A 17388-nucleotide genomic window follows, 5' to 3' on the forward strand; every position below is an offset into this window, starting at 1 on the left:
CCCAGTGTCCACAGGGGTACGACACTCCGCTGGCCTCGCCGTTCCACCGCCCGCACCGGGGGGGGTGTCGGCCCCGGCGACCGGCCGGCACGGCCGGCGCGTCAGGCCTTCGGCGCGAACAGCTCCAGGGCGATGCCGTCGGGGTCGCGGAACTCGAGGATGAACCCGGCGCCGACGTCCTTCACGCCACCGTGCGCGACGCCGCGCTCGTCGAGCACCGCGGTCGCGGCGTCGAGATCGGCGCGGGTGTCGACGGCGAAGCTGACGTGGTCCAGCCCGGTGCGGTCCTCGTCGAAGCGGTCGGTGCTGACCGGCCGGAGCCCGAGCAGCGAGTCACCGAGCGCGTAGATGACCCCGCCGTAGAGGAAGGACAGTTGCTCGCGGGTCGCCTCGTCGGCGTCGGCGGGCACCTCGAAGGCGACCGGCAACCCGAACACGTCGTCGTAGAAGGCCCGTGAACGCTCGATGTCGGTGACGGTCAGCCGGACGTGGGCGAAGGACCTGGTGGGGATGGGCATGACGCGAGCATGCGGCCCGGTCCGTGGCCCCGCCCGGCGACCGGCCACACGGCCGGTGCGCCCCGGCCGTCGCCGTCCGCCGGCACTGTCGACCAGCCACCCTCCGGAGGCCACGACGACCGCCACGGGCACGGTCGGGGCGTCTGGGGCCGCACCGGTCTGGCACGGGGACGGGCGACCGCCTGGGCGGGGCTGTCGACCGCCGTTCCCGCTGGGTCACACTGCGGGCATGCGCCGTTCGCTGTACGAGGCCGAGCACGAGGACTTCCGGGAGACGGTCCGCGCGTGGGCCGAGAAGAACGTCGTCCCGTTCCACGACCAGTGGGAGCGCGACGGCATCGTGCCCCGGGAGGTGTGGACGTCGGCGGGGGCGCAGGGCCTGCTCGGCACCGACATGGACGAGCGCTACGGCGGCGGGGGCGTGCGCGACTTCCGCTACCAGGCCGTCCTCGACGAGGAGGTCATGCGCATCGGTGCCACCGGGCTCGGCTTCGGGCTGCACAACGACGTCGCCGGGCCGTACCTGCGCGACCTCGGCACCGAGGAGCAGAAGCAGCGCTGGCTGCCCGGCTTCTGCAGCGGTGAGCTGATCACCGCCATCGCGATGACGGAGCCCGCGGCCGGCAGCGACCTGCAGGGCATCCGGACGACGGCCCGCCGGGACGGCGACGGCTGGCTGCTCACCGGCTCCAAGACGTTCATCACCAACGGCATCAACGCCGACCTGGTCATCGTGGTCGCGCGCACCGACCCCGACGCCCCCGGTTCCCGCGGACTGAGCCTCCTGGTGGTCGAGCGCGACATGCCCGGCTTCACCCGCGGCCGGAACCTGGCCAAGGTCGGGCTCAAGGCGCAGGACACCGCGGAGCTGTTCTTCGACGGCGTGCGGGTGCCGGTCGAGAACCTGCTGGGCACCGAGAACCGCGGCTTCACGCACCTCATGGACAACCTGCCGCAGGAGCGGCTGTCGATCGCCGTCGGTGCGGTGGCCGCGGCCGAGACGGTCCTGGCGCAGACCGTCGAGTACGTCACCGGGCGGACCGCGTTCGGCCGCCCGGTGGGCAGCTTCCAGAACTCCCGGTTCGTCCTCGCCGAGCTGCACACCGAGGTGACGGTCGCCCGGACCTTCGTGGACGAGTGCGTGCGCCAACTCGACCGCGGGGAGCTCACGCCGGTCGACGCGGCGATGGCCAAGTACTGGACGACCGAGCTGCAGAACAAGGTGGCCGACCGCTGCCTGCAGCTGCACGGCGGCTACGGCTACATGGACGAGTACCCGGTGTCCAAGGCCTGGCGCGACGCCCGCATCCAGCCGATCTACGGGGGGACCAACGAGATCATGCGCGAGATCGTCGGCCGCTCCCTCGGCCTGTAGGCGGGCCCGGCCGTGACCGTGCCGGACCCCGCCGTGGACCCGGTCGCCGTCCAGCGCCGCACCCTCGGCGTCCTCGGCGCCGGTGTGGCGCTCAGCGGTCTGGGGGTGACCGTCGGCATCACCGTCGGTGGCCTGCTGGCCCGCGACGTCGCCGGCACGGACACCGCGGCGGGACTCGGCTCGACGGCCGGCGTGCTCGGTGCCGCGGTCGTCGCCGTGCCGCTGGCCCGTGTCAGCGACCGCGCCGGCCGGCGGGCCGGGCTCGCCGCCGGGTACGCCGTCGCGGTCCTCGGTGCCCTGGTCACCGTCGTCGCCGCCGTCCTCTCCTCGCTGCCGCTGCTGCTGGCCGGCCTGTTCGCCTTCGGCGCGGCCACGGCGTGCAGCCTGCAGGCCCGTTACGCCGCGGCCGACCTCGCTGTCCCGGAGCACCGCGGGAGGGCGCTGTCCCTGGTGGTCTGGGCGACCACGGTCGGCTCGGTCCTCGGGCCCAACCTCGCCGGCCCGGGCGAGGCGCTCGGAGCCGCCCTCGGGCTGCCGCCGCTCACCGGCGCCTACGTCGTCTCCGTGGCCGTCTTCACCGCCGTGGCACTCGGCCTGCTGGTCCTGCTGCGACCGGACCCCCTGCTGCTGGCCCGCCGGCTGCGCGGCGCCGGAGCGGACACCGGGCGGCCCCGGCGGGCGACCACGGCGGCCGTCGGCGCGGTCTGGGCCGATCCCAGCGGCCGGCTCGGCCTCACCGCCGTGGTGGTCTCGCACGCCGTGATGGTCGGCGTGATGGTCATGACGCCGGTGCACATGGGTCACCACGGAGGGACGACGCTGCGCGTCATCGGCCTGGTGATCAGCGTGCACGTCGCGGGCATGTACCTGTTCTCCCCGCTCGTCGGCCAGCTCGCCGACCGGGCCGGCCGTCGGGCGACCGTCGCCGTCGGAGCGGGCCTGCTGCTGGCTGCCGCAGCCCTGGCCGGGACCGCGCCGCCGGGTGCGGCGCTGCAGCTGGGCGCCGGGCTGCTGCTGCTCGGGCTGGGCTGGTCGTGCGGGCTGATCGCGGGCTCGACGCTGGTCACCGAGGCGGTGGACGAGGCGCGGCGGCCCAGCGCCCAGGGCGGCACGGACCTGCTGATGGGGCTGGGTGCGGCGGTGGCCGGCGTCGCCGGGGGACCGCTGCTCGCCCTCGGCGGCTACGGCCTGGTGGCGCTGGTGTCGGCCGCGCTCGTGGTCCCGCTCGTGGTGGTGTGGGCGCGCACCGGCGAGCGCGGGGGAGCGGTGCCGGTTCAGCGACCCCGGTAGTTGCGCCAGATCAGGACGAGCGAGGCGAGCAGGGCCAGCGCGATGGCGATCTCGAGGACCAGGTCGAGGGTGCCGGAGCCGCTGCCGGGGATCACCGGCCCAGCCTAGGAGCCGCCGGGCCACCCGAGCCCCTGGTGCGCGCGCGCTAGCGTCGGGGACGTGCGTCTGCAGGAATTCTGGTCCCGGCTCGGTGAACACTTCGGCCCCATGCGCGCGGAGAGCGTGGCCCGCGACCACGTGTTCTCCGCCCTCGGCGGGCGCAGCGCCGTCGAGGCGATCGACGCCGGTCTGCCGGTGCGGCGGGTGTGGCTGGCGATCTGCGAGGAGTTCGACGTGCCGCGCAAGGACCGCTGAGTCGCGGGAGCGGCGTGTCACGCTGGCAGTCGAACACACGTTCGGGATAGCCTGGGTGGCGCAGTCCACAGGCCGGGTGTTCCTCCACAGGTCGGCCCGATCACCCGGAAGTGTCGGACCTCCGCCCTAGCGTCGGCGCCGACCGCTCGAACACACACTGCACCGCGACTTCCCGAAGGTGAACACCATGGCAACGCTCGACCGCGACAAGGCCCTCGACATGGCCCTCGCCCAGATCGACAAGCAGTTCGGCAAGGGCTCGGTCATGCGCCTGGGCGACAGCCCCGAGGTGGCGATCAAGGTCATCCCGACCGGCTCGATCGCCCTCGACATCGCCCTCGGCATCGGCGGTCTCCCGCGGGGCCGCGTCGTCGAGGTGTACGGCCCCGAGGCCTCCGGCAAGACGACGGTCGCCCTGCACGCGGTGGCCAACGCCCAGGCCGCTGGCGGCATCGCGGCCTTCATCGACGCCGAGCACGCGCTCGACCCCGAGTACGCCCGGGCGATCGGTGTCGACACCGACGCGCTGCTGGTCAGCCAGCCCGACACCGGTGAGCAGGCGCTGGAGATCGCCGACATGCTCATCCGCTCCGGCGCGCTCGACGTCATCGTCATCGACTCGGTGGCCGCGCTCGTGCCGCGCGCCGAGATCGAGGGCGAGATGGGTGACAGCCACGTCGGCCTGCAGGCCCGGCTGATGAGCCAGGCGCTGCGCAAGATCACCGGTGCGCTGAACAACTCCGGCACCACCGCGATCTTCATCAACCAGCTGCGCGAGAAGGTGGGTGTCGTCTACGGCTCCCCGGAGGTGACCACCGGTGGCCGTGCGCTGAAGTTCTACTCGTCGGTCCGCCTCGACGTCCGCCGCATCGAGACCCTCAAGCAGGGCACCGACGCGGTCGGCAGCCGGGTCCGCGTCAAGGTCGTCAAGAACAAGGTCGCCGCCCCCTTCAAGCAGGCCGAGCTGGACCTCATCTGGGGCACCGGCTTCAGCCGCGAGGGCGGGCTCATCGACGCCGGCGTCGAGCAGGGCTTCATCCGCAAGTCCGGCGCCTGGTACACGTACGAGGGCGACCAGCTCGGTCAGGGCAAGGAGAACGTCCGCACGTTCCTGCGCGACAACCCCGACCTCGCCGACGAGATCGAGAAGAAGGTCAAGGAGAAGCTCGGGATCGGCCCGCAGCTCGACGCGCCCGCCACGGTCGACCAGCCCGACTTCTGACCGTGGGCGGCTGGCCCGACGCCCGGGAGCGCTTTGCTCCCGGACGCCGCCGCGGGCGGCGCTCCGGTACGTCCCCTGACCCGGACGGCCCGGACGCCACCCCGCCGGTCGGCGGCTCGCACCCGGAGGACGAGCCGGGCGACCCCGAGCAGGTCGCCCGCTCGATCTGCCTGCGGGCGCTGACCGGTGCACCCAAGACCCGGCAGCAGCTCGCCGACCTGCTGGCCAAGCGTGACATCCCCGACGACGTCGCGGACACCGTCCTCGACCGGTTCGGCGAGGTCGGGCTCGTCGACGACGCCGCCTTCGCCCGCGCCTGGGTGACCTCGCGCCAGTCCGGCCGGGGCCTCGCCCGCCGCGCGCTCAAGGCCGAACTGCGCGCCAAGGGCGTCGACGGGGAGGTCGCCGAGGAGGCGGTCGCCCTCGTCGACGACCAGGACGAGTGGGAGGCCGCCCGGCGCCTCGTCCAGCGACGGCTGCCGGGCCTCCGACGGGTCGACCGCGTCACCGCCGAACGGCGGCTGGTGGGCATGCTCGCCCGCAAGGGCTACGGGTCCGGGCTGGCCGGCTGGGTGGTCCGCGAGGCGCTCGACGCGGACCGCTCGGAGGAGGACGCCGAGGAGTCCGGCGCGCATCCCGAGCTGGGACTCGACGCGCACCTGCCCTGACCGGGCGGCGGCTCAGGTCGGATCGGGGTCGTTCGGGCCCTGCCGGGCGCCGGCGGTGCCACCCAGCTCCGCGGCGTAGGGCTCGTGCCGCTTGCCCGCGTGCGCCTCGTGCTGCAGGCGGTCGATGAGGTGCGGGTAGTGCGCCTCGAACGCCGGCCGCTCGGAGCGGATCTTCGGGATCTCGGTGAAGTTGTGCCGCGGCGGCGGGGACGACGTCGCCCACTCCAGCGAGTTCCCGTGACCCCACGGGTCGTCCCGCAGCGCCAGGGGGCCATAGCGCCACGAGTGCACCACGTTGTACAGGAACGGGATGATCGAGGCGCCGAGGATGAACGAGAAGATCGTCGACACGGTGTTCAGCGTGGTGAACCCGTCGGTGGGCAGGTAGTTGACGTACCGGCGCGGGTAGCCCTCCGCGCCCAGCCAGTGCTGCACCAGGAACGTGCCGTGGAAGCCGATGAACACCATCCAGAACTGCAGCTTGCCCAGGCGCTCGTCCATCATCCGGCCGCACATCTTCGGGAACCAGAAGTACACCCCGCCGTAGGCGGCGAACACGACGGTCCCGAAGACGACGTAGTGGAAGTGCGCGACGACGAAGTAGGTGTCGTTGATGTGCCAGTCCAGCGGCGGGCTGGCCAGCAGGACGCCGGTCAGGCCACCGAGGAGGAAGGTCACCATGAAACCGACGGCGAACAGCATCGGCGTCTCGAAGGTCAGCTGCCCGCGCCACATGGTGCCGATCCAGTTGAAGAACTTGATCCCCGTGGGCACGGCGATCAGGTAGGTCAGGAAGGCGAAGAACGGCAGCAGCACCGCGCCGGTCGCGTACATGTGGTGCGCCCACACGGTGACGGAGAGGAAGCCGATCGCGATGGTCGCGAAGACCATGCCCTTGTAGCCGAACAGCGGCTTGCGGCTGAAGACCGGGATGATCTCGGTGATGATGCCGAAGAACGGCAGCGCGATGATGTAGACCTCGGGATGCCCGAAGAACCAGAACAGGTGCTGCCACAGCATCGGCCCGGCCATCTCCTCCGAGTACACCATCGCGCTGAGTTGCCGCTCGGCGAGCAGGGCGAACAGCGCGGCGGTGAGGATCGGGAAGGCGAAGAGCACCAGCATGCTGGTGACCAGCGTGTTCCAGGTGAGAATCGGCATCCGGAACATCGTCATCCCCGGTGCCCGCAGGCAGACGATCGTGGTGATGAAGTTGACCGCACCGAGGATGGTGCCCAGACCGGAGACCGCGAGACCGGCGATCCACAGGTCACCGCCGGCTCCGGGGGAGTGCGCCACGGTGGACAGCGGCGTGTAGGCGTACCAGCCGAAGTCCGCCGCGCCGGCCGGGGTGAAGAACCCGCCCGCAGCGAGCATCGAGCCGAACAGGAACAGCCAGTAGGAGAGGGCGTTCAGCCGGGGGAAGGCGACGTCCGGCGCACCGATCTGCAGGGGCATGACCAGGTTGCCGAACGCGAAGAACAGCGGCGTCGCGAAGAACAGCAACATGATCGTGCCGTGCATGGTGAACAGCTGGTTGTACTGCTCGGGCGAGAGGAACTGGAGCCCCGGCCGGGCGATCTCCGCGCGGATCAGCATGGCCATCAGGCCGCCGACGACGAACCAGGCGAACGCCGTCGCCGTGTACATCAGGCCGATGGTCTTGTGGTCGGTGGTCCGCAGCAGGCTGAGGAAGCGTGAGCCTCTGGCCGCCGGTGCAGCCGCGGTCGGCCGGGTGACGATCGGTTGCGGGGCCAGAGCCGTCATGGGGAGCTCCCAGGGACGACCGCGCTCCTCTGGCTCGGGAGCTGGTCCCCATGGTGGACCCATGACCGGGCCCAGGGAAGCAGCCCCGACCCCGGGCGGGTGCTGCGCCCGGGAGGGGACCGGGTCAGCCGGCGGTGGGGGTGGCCGCCGCCCAGGCGGTCACGTCGACCGCGACGCCGTCCGGGGCCTCGTCGTCGTCCACCAGCCAGCTGCCCCGGCCGCCGAGCTCGGCGGCCAGCCACGCGCGGACCTGCAGGTCGAAGGCCCGCTCCGGGGCGTCGACCGCGGAGCTCACCGGCCCCAGGAAGGTCAGGTCGGTCTCCCCGCCGTCGGCGGCGCGCAGCACCACCCGGCACCGCGCACGCCGGTGCCGGGCCGGCGGCACGACCTCGCGCACGACGGCGGTCTGCGCGTTCGCGGCGGCGGCCAGGGATGCCGCGGACGCGCGCAGCCGGGTCACGAACTCCTGAGCGGCGTCCATCGGCACCGCGGGCCGGTGCACCACGGCCGGGAGCGGCGGGACGGCGGGGCGCAGGGCGGTGTCCACGCGACCCTCATCGGCAGTCCCGCGCGCCCGTGGTACCTACCGGCCGCCCGCTTCGGTGACGAGCCCGCCACCGCCGCCCATCTGCACGTCGGCGGGCAGTTCGGTCGGCCCAGTACCCGCCACCTTCTCACTGCGACGGGTGCGCTTCTCGATGGACCTGGCCACCTGGGAGAGCAGCACGTTGACCACGATGTAGATGACTGCGGCGCCGACGTAGAGCTGGAACGTGTAGACGTTGCCGAACTGGAAGTTGAAGAACTCCACGAGGCTGCGCGCCTGCCGGAGCAGTTCGACGTAACCGACGATGAAGCCCAGCGACGAGTCCTTCAGCAGGACCACCAACTGGGCCACCAGGACCGGCAGCATCCGGCGGACCGCCTGGGGCAGCAGCACGAGGGTCATCACCTGGGTCTTGCGCATGCCGAGGGCCGAGGCCGCCTCGTGCTGTCCGCGGTCCACCGACAGGATGCCCGCCCGGAAGATCTCGGCCAGCACGGCCATGTTGTAGAGGGTCAGACCCAGGGCCAGTGCCCGGAACGCCGTCATCGGGATGCCGAGCGTGGGCAGGAACAGCAGGCAGAACAGGATGAGCACGAGCAGCGGCACGGCCCGGAAGAACTCGACCAGGACCGTGACGGGGCCGCGCACCCAGGCGTGGTCGGACAGGCGGCCGACGGCGAGCAGCGCACCCAGGACGGTGGCGGCGACCATGCCGACGGCAGCGACGGCGAGCGTGTTGAGCAGCGCCTCGCCGAGGGCCTGGGGAACGCCGGAGGCCGGGTCGACCAGGATCGCCCAGCGCTGCGGCTCCAGCTGCCCGTTGGTCCCCAGCCGCCACAGCGCCAGCCCGATGAGGGCGAGGACGACCAGGGCGCCGATGACGGTCCCGATGCGCTGGCGCCTGCGGGCCTTCGGCCCCGGGACGTCGAAGAGGACGCTCGTGCTGCTCATCGGAGGATCGCCACCCGGGTCTCGATCATGCGGATCAACCAGGCCGAGGGCAGCGTGATGGCGAGGTAGCCGAGCACCACCGCGGCGAACACGGCCAGGAGCTGGTCGGCGTTGACGTTGGCGAGTCGCTGGAGCGCTGCGGTGAGGTCGGTGACCGCGAAGCCGGCCGCGATCGAGGTGTTCTTGGCCAGCGCGATCCACACGTTGCCCAGCGGGGGCACGACGGTCCGGAAGGCCTGCGGCAGGACGATCGTGCGCAGGGCCTGCCCGAAGTCCAGGCCCAGGGCGCGGGCTGCCTCGGCCTGTCCCGGGGGGACGGCGTTGATCCCCGAGCGCAGGGCCTCGCAGACGAAGGCCGCGGTGTAGAGCGAGAGCGCGGCGACGGCGGTGACGAACCGGCTGGGGAACTGCAGGTCGACGTAGACCAGGCCGAAGAAGAGGAAGAAGAACACCACCGTGAGCGGGGTGTTGCGGAAGACCTCGACGTAGAAGGTGGCCAGGCCGCGCAGCGGGGGCACCGGGCTCACCCGCATGCCGACGAGCACGGTGCCGAGCACCAGGGCGCACACGCCGCTGGCCACTGCGAGGGAGAGCGTCGTGAGGAACGCGCTCCACAGCAGGTCGGAGTTGTCGCTCAAGAACTGCACGGGGTCCTCGGGTGCTCGGGAACGGGACGACGCCGCCGGGCGGTGCCCGCCCGGCGGCGTCGTGGGGAACTCAGTAGCGGTCGACCGCCGGAGGCTCGGGAGCCTCCTCGCCGGTGATCGCACCGGCGGTGCGGTCCCAGGCCGCGGCCCAGCGGCCGTCCTCGTAGGACTCCTCGAGGACGTCGTTGACGAAGTTCCGGAACTCGGTGTCACCGAGCGCCAGGCCGATGCCGTAGGGCTCCTCGGTGAAGGGGTTCCCGACCAGCTCGAAGCCCTCGGGGTTACCGGCGACGAGGCCGGTCAGGATGACGTTGTCCGTCGTCACGGCCTGGACGTTGCCGTTGGCCAGGTCGTCGGCGCACTTGGAGTACACGTCGTAGGTGACGAGGGTGGCCTCCGGGTAGTTGTCCCGGATGTTCTGGGCCGGGGTCGAGCCCTCGACCGAGCAGACGGTCTTGCCCGCGAGGTCGTCCGGCCCCTCGATGCCCTCCGGGTTGCCCGCCGCCACCATGATGTCCTGGCCGGCGACGTAGTACGGCCCGGCGAAGTCCACGACCTGCTTGCGGGTGTCGTTGATCGTGTAGGTGGCCACCACCATGTCGACCTGGCCGTTCTGGATGAACGGCTCGCGGTTGGCCGACACGGTCTCGGTCCAGGTGATGTCCTCGGGGGCGATGCCCAGCTCCCCGGCGACGATCTTGGCGATCTCGACGTCGAAGCCCTCGGGGACACCGTCGGGGTTGAGCAGGCCGAAGCCGGGCTGGTCGTACTTGGTGCCGACCGTGATCGCACCGGCCTCGCTCAGTTCGGCCATCGTGGTGCCGGCTGGGAACTCGACGTCCTGGGCGACCTCGGCGGTGTTCTCGGCGGCCTCCTCGGCCTGCTGGCCGGCTTCGCTGGAGCAGCCGGTCAGCACGAGGCCGAGCGCGCCGAGGGTGGCGGCGTAGCGGGTGATGCGCATGGGTGTCCTCTCGGGAGAGCGTCAGTGGTTGAGGATCTTGGACAGGAAGTCCTTGGCCCGGTCCGACTGCGGGTTGGTGAAGAACGTCTCGGGGTCGGCGGACTCGACGATGCGGCCGCCGTCCATGAACACGACCCGGTTGGCCGCGCGGCGGGCGAAGCCCATCTCGTGGGTGACCACGACCATCGTCATGCCGTCGCGGGCCAGCGAGGTCATCACGTCGAGGACCTCGTTGATCATCTCCGGGTCCAGCGCGGAGGTCGGCTCGTCGAAGAGCATCACCTTCGGGTCCATCGCCAGCGCCCGGGCGATCGCGACGCGCTGCTGCTGGCCGCCGGACAGCTGGGCCGGGTACTTGTCGGCCTGGCTGCCGACCCCGACCCGGTCCAGCAGCTCGCGGGCTCGGCGCTCGGCGTCGGCCTTCGGCTGCCGGCGCACCTTGACCGGACCGAGCGTCACGTTCTCCAGCACGGTCTTGTGGGCGAACAGGTTGAAGCTCTGGAACACCATCCCGACGTCGGCGCGCAGCCGGGCCAGGTCCTTGCCCTCCTCGGGCAGCCGCTGGCCGTCGATGGCGATCTCGCCGGAGTCGATGGGCTCGAGCCGGTTGATCGTCCGGCACAGGGTCGACTTGCCGGAGCCGGACGGGCCGATGACGACGACCACCTCGCCGCGGTCGATGGTCAGGTCGATGTCCTGCAGGACGTGCAGTTGGCCGAACCACTTCTCGACCCCGGACAGGCGGACGAGAGGCTCTCCGGCGGTACGGCTGGTCACCCGGCAGACCCTAGAGGCGGTTCACGGCGGTATCCGCCCCGGGCGATCACGAAGGCGTAACGAAGACCCGGCCGTGTGACCCGGGAGGCACCCGTCCGGGTCGCCGTACCCTCGACCCGTCATGACGACCGACCTCAGCGCACGGACCTACCGGGTCCGCACCTACGGCTGCCAGATGAACGTGCACGACTCCGAGCGCCTCTCGGGGTTGCTGGAGGCCGCGGGCTACACCGCCGCCCCCGAGGGGGACGACGCCGACGTCGTCGTCCTCAACACCTGCGCGGTGCGGGAGAACGCCGACAACCGGCTCTACGGCAACCTCGGCCACCTGCGGCCGGTCAAGGACGCGCACCCGGGGATGCAGATCGCCGTCGGCGGCTGCCTGGCGCAGAAGGACCGCGGTGAGATCGTCCGCCGCGCCCCGTGGGTCGACGTCGTCTTCGGGACGCACAACGTCGGCTCGCTGCCCGCGCTGCTGGAGCGCGCCCGGCACAACGCCGAGGCGCAGGTGGAGATCGCCGAGGCCCTCGAGGTCTTCCCCTCGACCCTGCCGGCGAAGCGGGACTCGGCCTACTCGGGCTGGGTGTCGATCAGCGTCGGCTGCAACAACACCTGCACGTTCTGCATCGTCCCGGCGCTGCGCGGCAAGGAGAAGGACCGCCGGCCCGGTGAGATCCTGGCCGAGGTCCAGGCGCTGGTCGACCAGGGCGTGCTCGAGGTGACCCTGCTCGGGCAGAACGTCAACGCCTACGGCGTGGAGTTCCGCGACCGCGGTGCCTTCGCCGACCTGCTGGCCGCGGCCGGCCGGATCGAGGGGCTGGAGCGGATCCGCTTCACCAGCCCGCACCCGCGCGAGTTCACCGACGACGTCATCGAGGCGATGGCCGGGACGCCGGCGGTCTGCCACCAGCTGCACATGCCGCTGCAGAGCGGGTCGGACGACGTGCTGCGCCGGATGCGGCGCGGCTACCGGCAGGACCGCTACCTGGGCATCCTCGACCGGGTGCGGGCCGCGATGCCGGATGCGGCGATCACCACCGACATCATCGTGGGCTTCCCGGGCGAGACCGAGGCCGACTTCGAGCAGACCCTCGACGTCGTGCGCGCGGCGCGGTTCGCCGGCGCCTTCACCTTCCAGTACTCCAAGCGGCCGGGCACGCCGGCGGCGGAGATGGACGGGCAGCTGCCCAAGGCCGTCGTCCAGGAGCGCTACCTGCGCCTGACGGCGCTGCAGGACGAGATCAGCTGGGCCGAGAACCGGGCGTTGATCGGCACGCCGGTCGAGCTGCTCGTCGCCGCGGGGGAGGGCAGCAAGGACGCCCAGCGCGGCCGGCTGTCCGGCCGCGCCCGCGACGGCCGCCTCGTGCACTTCACGGCGGCCGACGGCGTGCGCCCCGGGGACGTGGTCGAGACGCTCGTCACGCAGGCCGCGCCGCACCACCTGGTGGCCGACGGGACGCTGCTGTCCCACCGGCGCACCCGCGCCGGCGACGCGAGCGAGGCCGGCACCCGCCCGACCACCCCGGGCGTGCTGCTCGGCATGCCCGGCGTCGGCGCCCCGGTGTGACCGCGGCGCCACGTGCGCTCACCGCGGCCGAGGCTGGCGTGCTCGCTGCCCTGCTGACGGTGGACTTCCCCGGTGTCGAGGCGCTGCGCGAGCAGGCGCGGACGGTGCGGGCCGCGCCGGGCTGCGAGTGCGGTTGCGGGACGATCGACCTGCATCCGGCCGGAGGCCCGCCGGCCGGCGTCCGGGACCGCGTGCCGGTCGAGGCCACGGTCGTCGGGCCGGCCGGCGAGCCGGTCGGCCTCCTGCTGCTGTTCGTCGACGACGGCCGGTTGTCCGCGCTGGAGGTCGCCCCGCTCGGTGACCTGCCGCTGGCGATGCCGCCGCCGGACCGCGTCACCGACGTCGCGGCGAGCGACCCCGGCGCGGTCGGTCGCTGAGCGCTCTCAGCGGCGGGCGGACTTCTCCGCCTCGGCGAGCCACTCCCGCCGGGTGGCGAGGTTCGCCCGGGCCTCCTCGATCCGCCGGGCGTTCCCGGCGGCCTCGGCCTTGGCCAGCTGCTCCTCGGCCTTGGTGACCGCCTGCCGCATCGAGGTGACCATCGGGTTCTCCGGGGCCACGCGCGGGCGGGAGTTGTCGGCGGCGCCGCGGATCTTCTGCTCGACGGCCTGCATCCGGTCCTCCAGCTGGCGCATCGCGCCGCGCGGCACGTGGCCGATGGCGTCGTAGCGCTCCTGCAGCTTGCGCAGCAGGTTCTGCGCGCCGCGCAGGTCGCCGGACGGGTCGAGCTTCTCCGCCTCGGCGAGGAGCTGCTCCTTGGCCTGCTGGTTGGCCAGCTGCTCGGCGTTGCGCGTCTTGTCCGACTCCGCGCGGGCGGAGAAGAAGACGTCCTGAGCGGCGCGGAACTGCTTCCACAGGTCGTCGTCGCCGTCGCGGCCGGTGCGCGGAACGGCCTTCCAGCGGTCCATCAGCGTGCGCATGGCGGCGCTGGTGGCCCCCCAGTCGGTGGAGGTCGACAGCCGCTGCGCCTCGGCGATCAGCTCCTGCTTGGCCGCGCGGGCCTCGCCGCGCTGGGCGTCGAGGGCGGCGAAGTGCGCGCCCCGGCGGCGGCCGAAGGCGTCACGGGCGGCGGCGAACCGGCTCCACAGCGCCTCGTCGGTCTTGCGGTCGATGCCGCGGATGGTCTTCCACTCCTCGACGATGGCCTTGAGGCGGTCGCCCGCGGCCTTCCAGGAGGTGGACTCGGCGGCGATCTGCTCGGCCTCGGCGGCCAGCGCCTCCTTGCGGGCCACCTGCGCGGCCCGCTGGGCGGCCTTCTCCGCCCGCGACTCGGCGGCCGCGGAGTCGGCGGTCCCGACCATGGCGCGGGCGCGGGCGGCCAGCCCGTCGAGGTCGCCGACGGCGGTGGCGGTGGGGATCGACTCGGCCAGCGCCTGCGCCTTGGCCTTGATCTCGGTCGGGTTGCCGGTGTGCGCCCTCAGCCGCGCCTCCAGCAGGCCGACCTCGGTCGCCAGGTCGTCGTAGCGGCGGGCGTAGTGCGCCAGCCCCGCGGCGGGCTCGCCGGCCTGCCAGGAGCCGACGGCGCGCTCACCGTCGGCGGTGCGGACGTAGACCGTGCCGTCGGCGTCCACGCGGCCCCACTGCGCCGGGTCGGACACCGGCGCGGCAGGCGGCGACGGGACGGGGGAGGGCTGCGGCGCGGCCGGCTCCGCGGCCGGCACGTCCCCGGCGGGGGCCTCGAGGGCCGCGGGCTCCTCAGCGGCGGGTTTCTCGGCGGCCGCGGGCGGCTCGGCCGCAGGCTCGGCCGGCGGCTGCTCGGCGGTCCCCGCGGCCGGGTCGGCGAGAGCGGCGTCGCCGGGGGTGGCCGCGGCCGGCGTCCCCGCGTCGGGGGTGACCGCCTCGGACCCGGTCGACTCCGGCTGGGGCAGCTGCGAGGGGGTTCCGGCGTTCTCCGTGCTCGACACGTCCCGGAGTGTCCCACGCCGCATCCGGGACACTGCTGCGGTGAGCTCAGTCCCGGCCGCCGCCGCAGGCACGGCCGCGCCCCGACCGGTCCCGTCAGCGGTCGCCTTCTGCCCCTGCCCGCCCCTGCTCGTCCCCGCGGTGGCCGGGAGGGCCGCCGAGGACACCGCCGCGCTGCGGGCGGCCTGCGCGACGGCGGTCGACGCGCTGCTCGCCTCCGGGCCGGAGGTGGTCGTCGTCGTCGGCGGCGACGGGGCGGGCCCGCGCTACGGGCAGGGGGACGGCGGGGACCTGCGCGGCTACGGCGTGGACCTGGCCGTCCCGTTCTCCGGCAGCGTCCGGCCGGGCGGGCGCCGCACCCCGCCGGCGCACACGATCGGCGCCTGGCTGCTCGACGCGGCCGGGTACGCCGGTGGCCGCCTCGGGGTGGGGCCGGGCGACCTCGCCGCGGCGCTCGGTGACCTGCCCGGGACGGTCGCCGTCCTGGCGATGGGCGACGGCTCGGCGCGGCGCTCGCTCAAGGCGCCGGGTCACCTCGACGACGCGGCGGCACCGTTCGACGACGCCGTCGCCGCCGCGCTGGCCGCCGGGGACGCGGGCGCCCTCGCGGCGCTCGACCCCGTCGAGGGAGCCCGGCTGCTGGCCGCCGGCGTCCCCACCTGGCGGTCCGTCGGCGCCGCCCTGGCCGGCCGCGAGGTCGACGCGCGGCTGCACGCGCACGAGGCGCCCTTCGGCGTCGGCTACCTGGTGGCCGACTGGAGCGTGCGGTGAGCGGTCTGCCGCCGGTGGTCGCGCTGGTGGGCCCCACCGCCACCGGCAAGACCGCCCTCGCGGTCGCCCTGGCGCACCGGCTCGGCGGCGAGGTGGTCAACGCCGACTCGATGCAGCTCTACCGCGGCATGGACATCGGCACCGCGAAGCCCGACGCCGACGAGCGGGACAGCGTGCCGCACCACCTGCTCGACCTCTGGCACGTCCGCGAGGTGGCGTCCGTGGCCGAGTACCGGCGGCTGGCCCGCGCCGAGGTCGACCGGCTGCGCGCCGCGGGTGTCGTGCCGCTGCTGGTCGGCGGCTCGGGGCTGTACGTGCGCGCCGTCCTCGACGAGCTGGACTTCCCGGGCACCGACCCGGCGGTGCGGGCCCGGCTCGAGGCCGAGCTCGCCGACGTCGGCCCGGACGCGCTGCACGCCCGGCTGGCCGCCGTCGACCCCGCTGCGGCGGCCGCCGTCCTGCCCTCGAACGGACGGCGGGTCGTGCGGGCGCTGGAGGTCGTCGAGATCACCGGCGGGCCGTTCCGGGCGACGCTGCCCGAGCCCCGGCCGCACTACCCGGCGGTCGTCGTCGGCCTGGACCGCGAGCCGGCGGAGCTCGACGAGCGGGTGGCGCTGCGGGTGGACCGGATGTGGGCCGCCGGCTTCGTCGCGGAGGTCGAGGCGCTCGCCGCCGACGGGCTGCGCGAGGGCCCCACCGCCTCCCGCGCGCTGGGCTACGCACAGGTGCTGGCCCAGCTCGACGGGGTGCTGACCCCCGCCGAGGCGCGCGAGAAGACGGTGACCACCACCCGCCGGTTCGTCCGCCGGCAGCGCTCGTGGTTCCGCCGCGACGCGGCGACCACCTGGCTGGACGCCGCCCGGCCCGACCTGGTGGACGAGGCCCTGGCGGTGATCACCGCTCGTACCCTGGAGGGGTGAACGCGCACCGGGTGCTGATCGGCCACGGCACGGAGAACGACTTCGTCGTCCTGCCCGACCCCGACGGCACCGGCTGGCCGGAGGGCCGGCTGGACGCCGCCATGGTGCGGCGGCTGTGCGAGCGCCGCGCCGGTCCCGGTGGGGACGGCGTGCTGCGCGTCGTCCGCAGTGAGCACGTGCCCGACGCCCCCGCCGTCCTCGGGGAGGCGCTGGGCCGCTGCGAGTGGTTCATGGACCACCGCAACGCCGACGGGTCCACCGCCGAGATGTGCGGCAACGGCATCCGGCTGTTCCTGCACGTCCTCGTGACCGAGGGGCTGGTCGAGCGGTCGGCCTGCGCGGACGGCATCTGGGTCGGCACCCGGGGCGGGCCCCGCCGGGTCGGTGCCGCGGCCGACGGCGGCTACTGGGTCGACATGGGCCCTGCCCGGCCCTTCGGCACCGGCACCGCCGAACTGGGCGGCAGCTCGTTCCCCGGCCGGGCGGTCTCGATGGGCAACCCGCACCTGGCGGTCCTCACCGACGTCGACGTCGACACCCTGGACCTCACCAGCGCGCCGGCGGTCGACGCCGGGCTGTTCCCCGACGGCGTGAACGTCGAGTTCGTCAACGTGCTCGAGCCCGGCGCGCACGTCCGGCTGCGGGTGTCCGAGCGCGGGGTGGGGGAGACCCGCTCCTGCGGCACCGGCGCCTGCGCCGCGGCCTGGACCGCGCTCGAGGCGGCCGGTGCGGCCACCGGCGCGGTGACCGTCGACGTCCCCGGCGGCCGGCTGACGGTCACGGTCGACGGGCGGACGACGGTGCTGTCCGGCCCCGCGGTCGTGGTGGCGGCCGGCGAGCTCACCCCGGAGTGGCTCGGCAGCTGATCCGCCGGCCGGCCGTTCCTCCTACTTCGTGTTGTCCGTCTCCTGCGGGGACTCCGGCACCATCGACTGCCCGGCGATGCCGGGGCTGCCCTCGGGCTCACCGCGGCCGCTGTCCTGGTCCGGTCCGCCGGTCGTGCTGCCCAGGCCGCCGGACAGCGGGTTCCTCGGCGGGTTGAGACCCACGGGGTCCCGGCCCGGGTCGTCGAGTTCCTCGCCCGTCCCCGACGCGCTGCTTCCCGTCTCGCTCATCTGGAGCCTCCTCGTGGTGTCGGTCCTCGCCTGCGCCCC

19 protein-coding genes are annotated in these 17388 nt (G+C 73.7%); 10 read left to right on the forward strand and 9 right to left on the reverse strand.

The features are described from left to right. Positions 1-101: 101 nt before the first annotated feature. Entirely contained in the window at positions 102-518 is a 417-nt protein-coding gene (locus BLR12_RS18540) for a VOC family protein (protein WP_091381345.1), read from the reverse strand. A gap of 229 nt (positions 519-747) precedes the next feature. Between BLR12_RS18540 and BLR12_RS18545 the strand changes: the two genes are divergently transcribed. From BLR12_RS18545 to BLR12_RS18565, 5 genes are all read left to right on the forward strand, one after another. Then, positions 748-1893: an acyl-CoA dehydrogenase family protein gene (locus BLR12_RS18545; protein WP_091381346.1), complete on the forward strand. Its 1146-nt coding sequence runs from the start codon at positions 748-750 to the stop codon at positions 1891-1893. A 12-nt stretch (positions 1894-1905) separates the two neighbouring features. Next, the gene (locus BLR12_RS18550) at positions 1906-3183 is read left to right on the forward strand and encodes an MFS transporter (protein WP_091381349.1); all 1278 of its coding nucleotides are present in this window, start codon (positions 1906-1908) and stop codon (positions 3181-3183) included. A gap of 159 nt (positions 3184-3342) precedes the next feature. Beyond that, a complete protein-coding gene (locus tag BLR12_RS18555) occupies positions 3343-3537 on the forward strand; it encodes a DUF3046 domain-containing protein (RefSeq protein WP_091381351.1) in 195 nt (64 codons plus the stop codon). 187 nt (positions 3538-3724) lie between these two features. Further along, positions 3725-4759 carry a recombinase RecA gene (recA, locus tag BLR12_RS18560; RefSeq protein WP_091381353.1) on the forward strand — a complete coding sequence of 345 codons (1035 nt, stop codon included), beginning with the start codon at positions 3725-3727 and terminating at the stop codon, positions 4757-4759. 2 nt (positions 4760-4761) lie between these two features. Next, positions 4762-5427 carry a regulatory protein RecX gene (locus BLR12_RS18565; protein WP_255363622.1) on the forward strand — a complete coding sequence of 222 codons (666 nt, stop codon included), beginning with the start codon at positions 4762-4764 and terminating at the stop codon, positions 5425-5427. Between the two features lie 12 nt (positions 5428-5439). Here BLR12_RS18565 and ctaD read toward each other — a convergent pair whose 3' ends face one another. From ctaD to BLR12_RS18595, 6 genes are all read right to left on the reverse strand, one after another. Further along, positions 5440-7194 carry an aa3-type cytochrome oxidase subunit I gene (ctaD, locus tag BLR12_RS18570; RefSeq protein ID WP_091381355.1) on the reverse strand — a complete coding sequence of 585 codons (1755 nt, stop codon included), beginning with the start codon at positions 7192-7194 and terminating at the stop codon, positions 5440-5442. Positions 7195-7318: 124 nt separating this feature from the next. Then, positions 7319-7741: a hypothetical protein gene (locus BLR12_RS18575; protein ID WP_091381357.1), complete on the reverse strand. Its 423-nt coding sequence runs from the start codon at positions 7739-7741 to the stop codon at positions 7319-7321. A gap of 36 nt (positions 7742-7777) precedes the next feature. Further along, the gene (locus BLR12_RS18580) at positions 7778-8692 is read right to left on the reverse strand and encodes an amino acid ABC transporter permease (RefSeq protein WP_091381359.1); all 915 of its coding nucleotides are present in this window, start codon (positions 8690-8692) and stop codon (positions 7778-7780) included. Next, the gene (locus BLR12_RS18585) at positions 8689-9339 is read right to left on the reverse strand and encodes an amino acid ABC transporter permease (RefSeq protein WP_091381360.1); all 651 of its coding nucleotides are present in this window, start codon (positions 9337-9339) and stop codon (positions 8689-8691) included. The genes BLR12_RS18580 and BLR12_RS18585 overlap by 4 nt, the downstream gene beginning before the upstream one ends. A 70-nt stretch (positions 9340-9409) precedes the next feature. Next, entirely contained in the window at positions 9410-10300 is an 891-nt protein-coding gene (locus tag BLR12_RS18590; protein ID WP_091381362.1) for a glutamate ABC transporter substrate-binding protein, read from the reverse strand. A gap of 21 nt (positions 10301-10321) precedes the next feature. Then, a complete protein-coding gene (locus BLR12_RS18595; RefSeq protein ID WP_091381364.1) occupies positions 10322-11077 on the reverse strand; it encodes an amino acid ABC transporter ATP-binding protein in 756 nt (251 codons plus the stop codon). 121 nt (positions 11078-11198) lie between these two features. Here BLR12_RS18595 and miaB point away from each other — a divergent pair, with 121 nt between their 5' ends. Both miaB and BLR12_RS18605 read left to right on the forward strand, forming a co-directional pair. Continuing rightward, entirely contained in the window at positions 11199-12644 is a 1446-nt protein-coding gene (miaB, locus tag BLR12_RS18600; RefSeq protein ID WP_091381365.1) for a tRNA (N6-isopentenyl adenosine(37)-C2)-methylthiotransferase MiaB, read from the forward strand. A gap of 38 nt (positions 12645-12682) precedes the next feature. Continuing rightward, entirely contained in the window at positions 12683-13021 is a 339-nt protein-coding gene (locus tag BLR12_RS18605; protein ID WP_143018808.1) for a hypothetical protein, read from the forward strand. A gap of 6 nt (positions 13022-13027) precedes the next feature. On the opposite strand, the gene BLR12_RS18610 is transcribed toward BLR12_RS18605, so the two are convergent. Then, positions 13028-14545: a DUF349 domain-containing protein gene (locus BLR12_RS18610; protein WP_091381369.1), complete on the reverse strand. Its 1518-nt coding sequence runs from the start codon at positions 14543-14545 to the stop codon at positions 13028-13030. Between the two features lie 40 nt (positions 14546-14585). On the opposite strand from BLR12_RS18610, the gene BLR12_RS18615 reads away from it, so the two are divergent. The 3 genes from BLR12_RS18615 to dapF are packed head-to-tail and all read left to right on the forward strand — an operon-like array spanning position 14586 to position 17100. Further along, positions 14586-15314 (forward strand): class III extradiol ring-cleavage dioxygenase family protein, encoded by a 729-nt coding sequence (locus BLR12_RS18615; RefSeq protein ID WP_091381371.1) that lies wholly within the window; start codon positions 14586-14588, stop codon positions 15312-15314. Continuing rightward, on the forward strand, positions 15311-16234 hold the full coding sequence (gene miaA, locus BLR12_RS18620) for a tRNA (adenosine(37)-N6)-dimethylallyltransferase MiaA (RefSeq protein WP_091381373.1): 924 nt from the start codon (positions 15311-15313) through the stop codon (positions 16232-16234). The genes BLR12_RS18615 and miaA overlap by 4 nt, the downstream gene beginning before the upstream one ends. After that, a complete protein-coding gene (dapF, locus tag BLR12_RS18625; protein WP_255363623.1) occupies positions 16231-17100 on the forward strand; it encodes a diaminopimelate epimerase in 870 nt (289 codons plus the stop codon). Before miaA ends, dapF begins: the two co-directional genes overlap by 4 nt. A gap of 21 nt (positions 17101-17121) precedes the next feature. On the opposite strand, the gene BLR12_RS18630 is transcribed toward dapF, so the two are convergent. After that, the gene (locus BLR12_RS18630; RefSeq protein WP_091381376.1) at positions 17122-17349 is read right to left on the reverse strand and encodes a hypothetical protein; all 228 of its coding nucleotides are present in this window, start codon (positions 17347-17349) and stop codon (positions 17122-17124) included. Positions 17350-17388: the final 39 nt, after the last annotated feature.

This window comes from Geodermatophilus sp. DSM 45219 (assembly GCF_900104025.1).
GTDB lineage: Bacteria > Actinomycetota > Actinomycetes > Mycobacteriales > Geodermatophilaceae > Geodermatophilus.

Excerpts from the sequence above, each read along its gene's own strand:
- BLR12_RS18590 (WP_091381362.1), bottom strand. The coding sequence starts at position 10,300 with ATGCGCATCACCCGCTACGCCGCCACCCTCGGCGCGCTCGGCCTCGTG.
- ctaD (WP_091381355.1), bottom strand. The coding sequence starts at position 7,194 with ATGACGGCTCTGGCCCCGCAACCGATCGTCACCCGGCCGACCGCGGCT.
- recA (WP_091381353.1), top strand. The coding sequence starts at position 3,725 with ATGGCAACGCTCGACCGCGACAAGGCCCTCGACATGGCCCTCGCCCAG.
- BLR12_RS18540 (WP_091381345.1), bottom strand. The coding sequence starts at position 518 with ATGCCCATCCCCACCAGGTCCTTCGCCCACGTCCGGCTGACCGTCACC.
- BLR12_RS18630 (WP_091381376.1), bottom strand. The coding sequence starts at position 17,349 with ATGAGCGAGACGGGAAGCAGCGCGTCGGGGACGGGCGAGGAACTCGAC.
- BLR12_RS18580 (WP_091381359.1), bottom strand. The coding sequence starts at position 8,692 with ATGAGCAGCACGAGCGTCCTCTTCGACGTCCCGGGGCCGAAGGCCCGC.
- BLR12_RS18545 (WP_091381346.1), top strand. The coding sequence starts at position 748 with ATGCGCCGTTCGCTGTACGAGGCCGAGCACGAGGACTTCCGGGAGACG.
- miaB (WP_091381365.1), top strand. The coding sequence starts at position 11,199 with ATGACGACCGACCTCAGCGCACGGACCTACCGGGTCCGCACCTACGGC.